Origin of the sequence: Epilithonimonas sp., from assembly GCF_032055105.1 — a bacterium.
GTDB lineage: Bacteria > Bacteroidota > Bacteroidia > Flavobacteriales > Weeksellaceae > Epilithonimonas.
Genome location: NZ_DAMBRK010000012.1, coordinates 1 through 11,083, shown reverse-complemented (window position 1 = coordinate 11,083; position 11,083 = coordinate 1). Strand labels below are relative to the sequence as shown.

The window sequence follows — 11,083 nt, the reverse complement described above, 5'->3', positions numbered from 1 at the left end:
GAAAAAACCTGAAAGATGCAGAACTGGAATGCGATATATTAAAAAAAGCAATCGGCATCTTTTGTTCATTATTTTTAATTTATTTTAAAGGAATTCACGAATCTTCGATTTCCAAGAGCGGTCGATGAAATATAAATTCATAAAAAATAATGAATCTATTTTCCCTATTGAAAAGATGTGCCAGTTTTTAAAACTGAGCTCCAGCTGTTATTATAAGTAGAAAAGCAGACCGATTAGCAAGAAATTGCTTTTGAAAGAAAAAGTAAAACAGCAAATCACATCAATATATTTTTCATCAAAACAGCGTTACGGAAGCCCAAGGATTACTTTTGAATTGAATTCTTTAGGCTATGAGATCTCCAGAATAACCATTGCAAAATATATGAAAAAATTTGGTTTGAGAAGTAAATAAAGCAAGACATTTAAAGTGACTACAAACTCTAAACACAATTATTTGGTGGTAGAAAAAGTGTTGGACAGAAATTTTATAACCGAAAAACCTGCTTAAGTTTGAGTTTCAGACATCACTTATATTCAGACCAAAGAAGGATTTTTATACTTAACAACAGTGATTGATTTATATGATCGAAAAATTATTGGATGGAGTTTAAGCAACGGAATGAGCACCGAAGAGACCAGTCTTGCTGCCTGGAAAATGGCTGTCAAGAACAGAAAAATAGGGGAAAGTCTAATTTTTCATAGCGACAGAGGCGTTCAATATGCAAGCCGGAAATTTGCAAATACTTTGGAATTTTATGGCGTTACAAGAAGTATGAGTCGCAGAGGAAATTGTTGGGATAATGCTGTGGCGGAGAGCTTTTTCAAATCTTTGAAAACAGAACTCATTTATGGAAACAAGTTCATCAAAAAAGAAAAGATGGAGTTGGAAATTGAATACATTGAAATCTGGTATAACAAAAAAAGACGCCATAGTACCTTGAATTATCAAACTATTGAAGAGTTTAACAATCAAAAAAAAATTATAAAAATGTAGCTTAACTTATACTGGAAATTTTGTTTGCATATCCAATTTTTCATTATACCTATAAATTATAGTTAGAAATTTGAAATTAATAAATATTGAGATTATTTTTGGATGTTTTAGTTATCTGAAAATCTTTTTAATGATATTTCCGATTTCCATAAAATCATCGTGATTTCCTACCGAACGCTTCTCAGAATTGATCTTATCAAACTCAGAAAAAGGAAAAATTAGCAAATAATTTTTATCATTTAAATACCTGTTGAGCAACTCTGGAATCAATCGCATTTGTGGGATATAAGATCTCATTCCTCTTTTTGCCATAAATGCGATAAGCGCTTCATCATCTTTTAGCTGAATTGCTGTTTTTTCACCATCTTTCCAGGTATTCATAATGATAAACTCTGCCTCGATATTGGCTTTCTTAATAATTCTTTGCAGGATATCGATAATTTCTTCCGAGGCATAAAATGTAGTCGTAGCGCCTGAATTTCTCGCAATATTCCATACTCTCAATAAAGCGTGAAAGAAACCTGCTTCTTTATGCGCCTTTTCAGGAATCATTACAGCATATTTTTTTATGGTTGATAGAGGTTGTGCAGCGTGATAAACCAAAACATTCACATCATCACTTTGCAGATAGCCGTTGTATAAATTATAAGCGAAAGAAGGGGAAAAGCCTTTTTCATCTTCTAAACCGATAATCAAATCGGTAATATTTTGTTCTTTGATGACATTATTAACCCCATTAATGACATCATTGTCATATCTTTTTAAAGACTGAACTTTCACATCTGCTGCGGCGGCTGCATCTGTTGCGTTGTGTAAGAGCTTTTCCGCATTTTTTACCGAAGATTCATTTTTATCTTCATTAATGACATTTAAAGCAAATAAATTTTCAGTGTTGGAATGGGCTTTAATTAAAATCCCGAGGTTGACCATTCTTTCAACAGTTCCCTCGTGATTTAAAGCTAAAAGAATATTTTCCTGTTCGTGGCTGTTTCCTGAAACGGTCTCTTCATTATCCTGTTCTGCAATTTTCTGTGCACTCGACATGGAAATAAATGATGAAATCGTACATGAAACAAGTATTAATAAAATACTACCGTTCAAAACGTGTTCATTTAATAATCTGATGGGTTCTCCGGTTTCAGTTTCGGAAAGGATAATGTTGTAACCCACCATTACAGAAGCTAAAGTTGCTGCTGCCGAAGCGGAACTCAAGCCAAAAATAAGTTTTCCTTCATCTTTAGTCAGTCTGAATGTTTTTTGTGTAGCTACTGCTGAAAGATATTTTCCCCCAATGGATGCAACGAGCATAATTCCTGCAACTTCCAGAGTTTCCCAGCTTTTAAAAAATACTTTAAAATCAATCAACATTCCAACGCTAATCAGAAAAAACGGAATGAAAATGGCGTTTCCAACAAATTCCACTCGGTTCATTAATGAAGAGGTATGCGGAATCAATCTGTTTAGAGCTAGCCCGGCAAAGAAAGCTCCGATTATGGCTTCAACACCTGCAAATTCTGCTAAAAGTGCTGCCAGATAAATCATCACTAATACAAAAATATACTGCGAAATTTTATCATCCACTTTTTTGAAAAACCATCTTCCAATTATCGGGAATATGAATAAAACAACCAGTGCAAAAACGATAAATGAAATAGAAAGTTTTAACCAGAATTCTGTTCCGACATCACCTTGAGACATTCCTACAATAATAGCAAGAACCAATAATGCTAAAACATCCGTAATCATCGTTCCTCCAACCGTAATGTTGACTGCTGGATTTTTAGCAATACCTAATTTACTAACTAGAGGATAAGCTATTAAGGTATGTGAGGAAAATAAACTTGCAAAAAGTATCGAAGTCAATACCGAAAAGCCAAGAACATAAATTCCACCGAGATAACCTAAAACAAAAGGAGCAATGAAAGTATATAGCCCAAAAGTTAGACTTTTCCATTTGTTTTTCTTGAAATCTCCCATGTCAATTTCCAGACCTGCAAGAAACATAATGTAGAGCAATCCTGTTGTTCCTGTAACGACAATGCTGCTGTCTCTGGCTAAAACATTGAATCCGTTTGGGCCAATCACTGCTCCGGCAATAATTAATCCCAACAAATGCGGAACTTTGATTTTATTGAGTAAAAGTGGTGCTGCCAAAATAATGATGAGCACCAAAAGAAACTTCAGTACCGGGTCTTCAATCGGAAGACTGAGGTTGTGTATGCTTAGTAAAGTCATTTGTGTTATTTTTTAGAACGTACCAATTCTACGGAGAACTTTGCCATACAGTTATCAACGGCAATGGTTCTTACTCCTTTCATCTTTGTTTCTGAAATATCATTCAGAAGAACATTCATGTCCACTTGTTTTTTTGCGGTGGAATCTGTTTTAAAATTCAGCTTGATTTCATTATTCTCAAATTTTCCTGAGTATAACCGTACCAAATTATTATTGTTAATGATTTTGCTGAAAAGCTGTAGAGAATCGCTGGCAAATTCCCAAGTATCTGTCCGTTGGTCGCCTACAACATAATCGCTGCAGTTAGATTCTGTACAGATTACTTTTCCTGTCCAAGAACCTGCAATTTCATCTGGCCATTTTATAATTTTAATGGAGTCTGAATGTTGTTTGCTAAAAATACTGTCTCTCATTTTAAGCAAAGATTGGTATTCTGCTTCTTTCTGTGCGAATATTTTTTCTTTATCCAATAGCTGTTGTTCTCGCAAGGCTAGGTCATTTGCTTTGTCTTTGTTATCGCAATTTATAAGAAATAATAAGAGGAAAATTAAAAGTATTGGATTTTTCATAGAGCTAAGTTGTAGCCTAAATATAAGAAAAATTTAAACCAAAATCCAAGCTTTCGCAGTGAGAATAATTTAAGTTAGAAGACGGATTAATAAAAAATGAGTAAGAAAACATGATATTTGAATATACCAACAAATATCTTGCTTCCAAAAATTAGGTAACGATGTGCTTTAATATACCAAGAAAGTCCTAATGATTTGCAAGAATTATTATTTACTGAAAATTATTATTTTTTTGTATTTTGAACTTAAATTTAATAAAACAAAAAAGATATTAATCTAACCAAAAGCAAAAAAACCAATTTGGATTAAATTGGAACTATTTTGGCGTTTGTGAACTCGACAGAACTCTATCAAAACCATTTATTAGCAGATATAGATAATATTTTGAAGGTGCTAAATGACATTTACCAACTTCACTGTAGTTGCCACTTCCAAAGCCTGTGTACCGTATTTGCTGGCTGTTCCCAATACTGAACTGGTATCGTGAATAGCAATAGCACTCCATAAACGAAACTGGGTCTGAGACAAATTCAATGCGTGACCGATTATTGGGAAAATGAATAATGCAATTGAATTAAGGATGAAAACCATACCCAACGCTACAGAAATCTGCTTTTCTTCGGCTTTGATAACCTGTGAATTGGCTGCAATGGCACTGCCTCCACAGATAGCTGTTCCTGCAGAAATCAGATAGGAACTCTTTTTGTCAATTTTGAGGAATTTTCCCATCAAATATCCGATCACCAAAGTTCCTATGATGGAAACTATGGTAAAAACAATTCCTTCCTTGCCTGCTTTCATTGCGCTGGTTACATTCTTCCAAAGCCTAATCCTACGACTGAGACCTGCAAAAGAATATGCGTTGCCTTGTGGTTAAGATGGAGATAAGGATGGCCGATGAACTGTGAAACAATCAGCCCAAAAAGCAATGCAATAAGGGGCGATACAAAAGGAGAAAGACATAACACAACGAGTATGAAAAAAATAACTTCTCTGACTATTATACTTTTTTCTAAGAATCTTCGTAAAGACTTTTTTTCTGTATTATTTTGATGATCTTACATAATATGATTCTTTAATTTTATAGTACAAAATCCATCAAATCATCAGTAGAAAAGAAATCAAAATAAATAATCTTCCATTACTTAAAGTTATAGTTAAGTGCAAATCTTATAAATAGATCGGAAAGATTTTCGCTGTCGCCTTGTATTTGAATGAAATTGAATTCCCTCTCGATAGTAAGCCCTTTCACATCAATAACTGCACATTCGTTATTTTTAAGTTCTTTAAAAAATAGTATATATGGAAAGAAAAGCCAAGGCTTCAGAATTGAGTAAATATATTTTGATGCTTTCCGAACTATCCAACTGCATTTCTAAATTGAGATCACTTATTTTTATACCTGACTGCTTGAGGACGCGTTCAATGACTTCAAGTGTTCCAGAACCCGGCTCGCGTAAAAGAAAAATATACTTTATTAGATCATCTACTTTTACAGATGATTTTTTTGATAGAGGATGTCCTGATTTTCCAACCAGTACCAATTCATCTTTAACGAAAGGAGTATATTTAAATATTGTATTTCTTGATTTTCCTTCAATAATTCCAAGGTCGATATTTTTATTTTGAAAAGCTTGCTCAATCTGTTCTGTTTCCCGTAACCAACTGTACTTTTATATTGTCAAACTTGTGATGAAAAGCCGCCAACATAGGTGGCAACAGATATTGTGCAGCCTTTGTACTTGCACCAATAATCAGCGTTCCTGATTTGTTTTGAGTAAAAGCATTCAGTTCAAATTCCAATTTTTGGTAGATTAAAAATACCTATTCCGCATACTGAAGTAAAGATTCGCCGGGTGGCATTAGTTTTATTTTTGTTCCGTTTCTGTCAAAAAGTTTAACCTTGAAATGGTGTTCAATCTCTTTGATATGCTTAGTAACGGCAGGCTGCGTGATGTACAATTCTTTCGCAGCTTTGGTAAAATTGAGCCTTTTTGGCTACGGTAAAAAATACTTTCAATCTGAAATCGAACATCTGCTATTTATTTTCTTTTAAATGTAAAAATAAAAAATTCTGAATCGTATCAAAAGGAATAGAATGGTCAATATATTGAAAACTAATTTGCTTAAAAAAGTATCGTTCAGTGATTTGTTTGTATATTGTTTTATTTCCGGTCCACTAGATTTGATTGGATCTTTATCTGATAAAGTTCCCAGAATTTCAAAGATATTAAGCCTTTCAAAGTTCTGAAAGGCTTAGATTTTAATCATCTTAATAAACAATCGAAATTCCCGCTCCCCAACCCATATCGCTGTCGTAATGAGCTCGGATGCCGATGTTTTTATTAATGATGTATTTGAGTTCGCCCATATATTCTTTATCGGTATTCACCATAAATCCTCCTCTCAATCTTTTAGAAATCGGAATATCTTCACGCATCAAGGCTAATCTTATAATACCATCGTGATAAACTTCCGCTTGAAAATTGACCAACATCGGCAAAGTGTACATTATCCCTAAACTAAAGGCTCTTCGGATATCTTTTTCGTTGGTCTGCCCAAACAGGTTTTTCTCCTGCTGATCCATTCCCATTTTGCGGTATCGCCAATCAAATCCAATAAAAGGCATCAGCCACTGCATTTTTCCGATGTATCTACCGAGGTGAGTTTCCACTTCATAACCGTGCATACTGTTGTAGCCCAATCGCCATTCTGTACCTACGCTCCATCGGGTATTTTGTAACATTGCCTGTCCGTCGTTTCCATTGGTTGCAAAATCATTTTCTGCCATAAAATGAGGCATATTGCTTTCTCTTTGCAACATATTGTAGGCTTGTTTTTTGTCCGGCAAATTAGGATTGTGATAATTACCGACAGCAAAAACACGGTTCATCCCCGACATCATATGATAAAGGATGTGACAGTGGAAAAACCAATCTCCTTCTTCATTTGCGAGGAATTCAATGGTATCGGTTTCCATTGGCATAATATCCAAAACGTTTTTTAGTGGCGATTTTTCTCCTTTTCCATTAATTACCCTGAAGTCAAATCCGTGAAGGTGCATCGGATGACGCATCATCGAATTGTTATAAATGGTAATGCGTAAAATTTCACCTTTTTTTACAGGAATTTTATCTGTTTCGGAAAGGATTTTATTATCCATACTCCAAACATATCGGTTCATATTTCCGGTAAGGGTAAATTTCAATTCTTTTACAGGCGCATCTTTAGGCAATGTCGTATTGTATGGTGACTGCAACATTGAATAATTAAGCGTTGTAATGTCTCCCAAAGCATTGGCGTTGTATCGATTTGGGTCGTCGTCCATCTTCATTCCGGATTTCATATCCATAGTATGTTGGCTGTGGTCTCCTTTCTTTCCAGCTTGTCCGGTAATTTCCGGATACATTACAACGTTCATATCCATTTTGTTCAGACTCATTTTCATTCCCATATCATCTAGGTCGCCGTTCATTTTCATCATACCGTTCATCATTTTCATTCCTTCAAAATATTTGAGGCGGGGAAGTGGGGAGATCAACTGTTTGATACCGTTACCCACAAAATAACTTGCAGACTGCGTTCTATCTTCGGTTGTTGCCAAAAATTCATAAGCCACACCATCAGAAGGAATCGTAACGATCACATCATAGGTTTCAGAAACCCCAATAATTAATCGGTCAACATCTACAGGTTCTACATCGTTTCCGTCGTTGGCGACTACCGTAATTTTTCCACCTGCATAACGCAACCAGAAATACGAAGAAGCTCCACCGTTGGATATTCTTAACCTGACTTTATCGCCTGCTTTCAATGATTTGCCATCGATGGTTTTCAAATCTGTGGCATTGCTGCCATTCATTAATACTTTGTCATAATAAACGTCACTGACATCCATTGCCAACATCCGTTTCCATTCGTTTTTGAGCTTGGTTTTAAAATATCCTTCCCGAATGGCTTCTGCATAAGATTGTGTTGCATTTTTCTTAATCGCAGCCCAATCATTGGCATTATGCAGCATTCTGTCAACATTTTTTGGATTAAGGTTGGTCCATTCGCTTAAAACAATATGAACTTCCGGTAAATCATCAATGCCTTTTCTAAATGTTTTATCGTCCTTTCTTTTCTTCATTACAAAACTGCCGTACATCCCAATCTGCTCCTGCAATCCCGAATGGGAATGATACCAGTGTGTTCCGCTTTGTATGATTGGAAAACGATACGTGTAAGTTGCGCCTGGCGCAATCGGTTTTTGGGTAAGCCAGGGAACGCCGTCTTCTTTGTTGGGCAGAAATACGCCGTGCCAATGAAGAGAAGTACTTTCTTTCAATTGATTATGAACAACAATTTCTGCGATGTCGCCTTCAGTAAACGTAAGTGTAGGCATCGGAATTTGTCCGTTCACGGCAATGGCTCTTTTTTCTTTACCTGCATAATTAACTAAGGTGTCTTTTACAAACAGCTCATAACGTATGACTTTCTGTGCGAAAAGTGATTGTGAAAATAGCAGGAAGAAAATAGCCTGAAATAATAGTAAAATATTATTTTTGAGTTTAATCATATTTCTGTTATTTTAAAGTTTCAACCGTACTTCCACAAGTCAACATCTGTGAGCCGTAATAAGGGTTTTTAACAGCTTCCTCTTTGCTTAACCAATTGGCGCCTTTACCATTGTTAAACATTGGACAATGTTGATAGTACACTGGAGTATCCAGTTTTGTAACTTTCATTAATTTATACATATTCCCAGAAAGCGATGTAAAATGGTCTCTCTGCTGTGAAACATCTTTTGTGTCTGAGATGTGTTCTGCATCAAAAACAAGGTCTTTCATTACTTTCATCCAAACGGTATGTTCTTCGGTTGAAAGTTTGCTCATATCAACGTTTTGTATCGCTTTTGTCAATGCTAAAGCTTTAGCAGACGCATTGCTTCCGTCAGATTTTATCAAAGCATCTTTCAGAGAAAAGTAGTTTTCAAATACTGATTTTAATTGTGATTGATTTTCTTGCGTTGAATTTCCCATCATCATTTCATTATGGTTATGATTACCGTGTTCAGATTTCATATCCATTCCAGAATCTTTTACCACTGCAATTGGTTTTAGTTCGCGTTTGTATAGGCAACATTCCGGAAGTTTGGCATAAACATCGTCAGGAGCTAAAAATTTTTCACTGTCATAACCGGCTAAGGCAATACGTTTCAAAATTTCATCCTGATTGGTTTTCTTTTCGTCATAAATGATGGTTGCCATTTTAGTGTCTTTATTCCAATCTACTTGGGCTATATTTTTTAGATTTCCCGCTTTTTCAATATTCGATTTGCACATTCCACAGTTGCCGTAGATTTTAATGGTTTCCGTTTTTGCGTTTTTAATTTGAGCGAATATGTTGATTGATGATAGCAATACGGTGATAACCATCAATATTTTTGATATTGATTTCATAAGAATTGTATGTTGAGAAACAGATTTTTGAGCATCCATTTCTGATTAATTTTAAAATTGATTGTATGTACTTAAATCAAAATGAAGTTCGGTTTTTACAAGACGTAATTATGGCTGTTAGCCAATATTTTTAACCTATTTTTGGAGGTTGCCAGATAGAGTAGTGACCTAAAGAATAATAGGATTGTGTGAATTCAAACTGATGTTTCTCAATGACATCAAAAGAAGTATTTATTTTCAACTCAGTTGGTAGGAAAAGGCTAAATGATGAGTTGCCACATCTACAAGAGCTGTCTTTGCATTTGCCATTACAATCATTTTCATTGTGATGATTTTCGCAAGATTTGGTTTTGCAACAGTCTTTTTTTTCTGCTTTTTCGTGATGATTTTTAGAAACTTTCTGATGTTCCGTTTTAATTGAAATTTTTGAACAGGCGTAACTTAAGTTGGGAGTCAAGAAAAATCCCAAGAATAGAAATAGAATAAAAGTGATATGTCTGCTCCAATTTTTCACTTTGACAAATTTATGAATTTATTTTTTTGTGATTATTAAATACAAACTGTAAAATTTATACAAAGTTAAAATTGAATTTGGAAGAATTTCTGAATTTTGTAACTCTGTGTTGAATTGTTGAGAAAACTATCATGTATTAGAAATTAATTTCGCAAGCTAAAATTAAATGGAAAAATCAATTTTAGAATCTGAATTTAATTCGTCATCAGAACTGATGGAAAAGCTTTACGAAAGAGGAGTTACAAAAAGCTATAATGAGGATGATATTATTTTGGAAGAAAACTCTTCAATACGCTCTATTCCGATTGTAATGAAGGGGATGATGAAAGTGATGCGGACGGAAGAAGATGGGAGAGAGATTCTTCTATACTACATATAAGCTGGCGAAAGTTGCATTATGTCTTTTCTTGGCGGAATGCATAACGAAAAAAGCATTATAAAGGCAGAGTTGGAAGAAGATACCGAAATTCTTTTCCAAATTGCTTTGATGAAAACGGAGATTTAGGTGTTACCGAAACACAAAATAATTCAGTTAAAGTTTATTTGAAATATGGAGAATCTTTAATTATAAAAGCTTCAGAAACTCCAGATAATTCAATTTCAAAATGGAACTATATTGAGAAAATCGAAGCTCTGATTGTTTTAAACCAACCTTGGCAGCTTGCTTTCAAAGAAGGCGAGCCCGAAATTCCGAAATCAAAAACTTTAGAGAAACTTCAACCGTGGACGAATTTCACGGAAGATGCTTCAACGCAGAGTTTTTCGGGAACAGGAGTTTACACGACTTCATTTAAATTAAAGAAAAAAGCAGACGATTTTGTACTGAAATTCGACAAATTGTATGAAAGTGCAAAAGTCATCATCAACGGGCAAGATGCAGGAATTGTGTGGAGCCTTCCATATGAAATCAACGATGGAAAATATTTGAAAAAATACCATTAAGATTGAAGTTTCCAACCTGATGGCCAACCGAATCCGTTATATGGATCAAAATAAAATTCAATGGCGAAATTACCACGAAATTAATTTTGTAAACATCGATTACAAACCGTTCGACGCTACCAACTGGAACGTACAAATTTCAGGTTTGGATGGCGAAATCCAATTAATTCCTGTATATTTCTCAAAATAATTTAAAAACACCCTGCAAATGAAACAATCTTTGTGTTCTTAGCTGAGTTTACGCCTTTGTGAACTTAAAAACAGTTAGTAATTAAAAAAACTTTGCGGACTTTGCGTTAAAAAATTATAGAGAAACAGGTCAAAATAAATAGTATAACTCGTAGTGCATTATTAAATTAATTCAATTTTAAGTCTATTCATTTTT

Annotated in this window: 11 protein-coding genes and 2 pseudogenes; 5 read left to right on the top strand and 8 right to left on the bottom strand. The window is 34.6% G+C overall.

The features are described from left to right. Positions 1–244 precede the first annotated feature (244 nt). Complete coding sequence (locus RTY06_RS16215; RefSeq protein ID WP_409450848.1) at positions 245–412, top strand: IS3 family transposase; 168 nt, start codon at positions 245–247, stop codon at positions 410–412. A gap of 156 nt (positions 413–568) precedes the next feature. Further along, complete coding sequence (locus RTY06_RS11070) at positions 569–994, top strand: IS3 family transposase (protein WP_409450847.1); 426 nt, start codon at positions 569–571, stop codon at positions 992–994. 111 nt (positions 995–1,105) lie between these two features. Here RTY06_RS11070 and RTY06_RS11065 read toward each other — a convergent pair whose 3' ends face one another. The 8 genes and pseudogenes from RTY06_RS11065 to RTY06_RS11030 form a co-directional block, all read right to left on the bottom strand. Next, positions 1,106–3,229 carry a cation:proton antiporter gene (locus RTY06_RS11065; protein WP_312824905.1) on the bottom strand — a complete coding sequence of 708 codons (2,124 nt, stop codon included), beginning with the start codon at positions 3,227–3,229 and terminating at the stop codon, positions 1,106–1,108. Positions 3,230–3,234: 5 nt separating this feature from the next. Continuing rightward, positions 3,235–3,798 (bottom strand): hypothetical protein, encoded by a 564-nt coding sequence (locus tag RTY06_RS11060; protein WP_312824904.1) that lies wholly within the window; start codon positions 3,796–3,798, stop codon positions 3,235–3,237. Between the two features lie 393 nt (positions 3,799–4,191). Further along, positions 4,192–4,599 (bottom strand): putative sulfate exporter family transporter, encoded by a 408-nt coding sequence (locus RTY06_RS11055; RefSeq protein ID WP_312824903.1) that lies wholly within the window; start codon positions 4,597–4,599, stop codon positions 4,192–4,194. A 485-nt stretch (positions 4,600–5,084) separates the two neighbouring features. Beyond that, positions 5,085–5,517, bottom strand: a pseudogene (locus RTY06_RS11050) (LysR substrate-binding domain-containing protein). A 105-nt stretch (positions 5,518–5,622) separates the two neighbouring features. Continuing rightward, positions 5,623–5,760: a LysR family transcriptional regulator gene (locus RTY06_RS11045; RefSeq protein ID WP_312824901.1), complete on the bottom strand. Its 138-nt coding sequence runs from the start codon at positions 5,758–5,760 to the stop codon at positions 5,623–5,625. A gap of 310 nt (positions 5,761–6,070) precedes the next feature. After that, complete coding sequence (locus tag RTY06_RS11040) at positions 6,071–8,359, bottom strand: multicopper oxidase domain-containing protein (RefSeq protein ID WP_312824899.1); 2,289 nt, start codon at positions 8,357–8,359, stop codon at positions 6,071–6,073. A 7-nt stretch (positions 8,360–8,366) separates the two neighbouring features. Beyond that, the gene (locus RTY06_RS11035) at positions 8,367–9,242 is read right to left on the bottom strand and encodes a DUF3347 domain-containing protein (RefSeq protein WP_312825029.1); all 876 of its coding nucleotides are present in this window, start codon (positions 9,240–9,242) and stop codon (positions 8,367–8,369) included. A gap of 130 nt (positions 9,243–9,372) precedes the next feature. Then, positions 9,373–9,756: a hypothetical protein gene (locus RTY06_RS11030; protein ID WP_312824897.1), complete on the bottom strand. Its 384-nt coding sequence runs from the start codon at positions 9,754–9,756 to the stop codon at positions 9,373–9,375. Between the two features lie 166 nt (positions 9,757–9,922). Between RTY06_RS11030 and RTY06_RS11025 the strand changes: the two are divergent. The 3 genes and pseudogenes from RTY06_RS11025 to RTY06_RS11015 form a co-directional block, all read left to right on the top strand. Beyond that, positions 9,923–10,231, top strand: a pseudogene (locus RTY06_RS11025) (Crp/Fnr family transcriptional regulator); the annotation flags it as partial. Between the two features lie 68 nt (positions 10,232–10,299). Next, complete coding sequence (locus RTY06_RS11020; RefSeq protein WP_312824894.1) at positions 10,300–10,698, top strand: glycosylhydrolase-like jelly roll fold domain-containing protein; 399 nt, start codon at positions 10,300–10,302, stop codon at positions 10,696–10,698. 40 nt (positions 10,699–10,738) lie between these two features. After that, on the top strand, positions 10,739–10,888 hold the full coding sequence (locus tag RTY06_RS11015) for a hypothetical protein (protein ID WP_312824893.1): 150 nt from the start codon (positions 10,739–10,741) through the stop codon (positions 10,886–10,888). Positions 10,889–11,083 lie beyond the last annotated feature (195 nt).

What these genes read in the sequence shown, in the direction of transcription:
- RTY06_RS11065 (WP_312824905.1), bottom strand. Translation starts at nt 3,229, where the DNA reads ATGACTTTACTAAGCATACACAACCTCAGTCTTCCGATTGAAGACCCG.
- RTY06_RS11060 (WP_312824904.1), bottom strand. Translation starts at nt 3,798, where the DNA reads ATGAAAAATCCAATACTTTTAATTTTCCTCTTATTATTTCTTATAAAT.
- RTY06_RS11055 (WP_312824903.1), bottom strand. Translation starts at nt 4,599, where the DNA reads ATGAAAGCAGGCAAGGAAGGAATTGTTTTTACCATAGTTTCCATCATA.
- RTY06_RS11040 (WP_312824899.1), bottom strand. Translation starts at nt 8,359, where the DNA reads ATGATTAAACTCAAAAATAATATTTTACTATTATTTCAGGCTATTTTC.
- RTY06_RS11035 (WP_312825029.1), bottom strand. Translation starts at nt 9,242, where the DNA reads ATGAAATCAATATCAAAAATATTGATGGTTATCACCGTATTGCTATCA.
- RTY06_RS11015 (WP_312824893.1), top strand. Translation starts at nt 10,739, where the DNA reads ATGGATCAAAATAAAATTCAATGGCGAAATTACCACGAAATTAATTTT.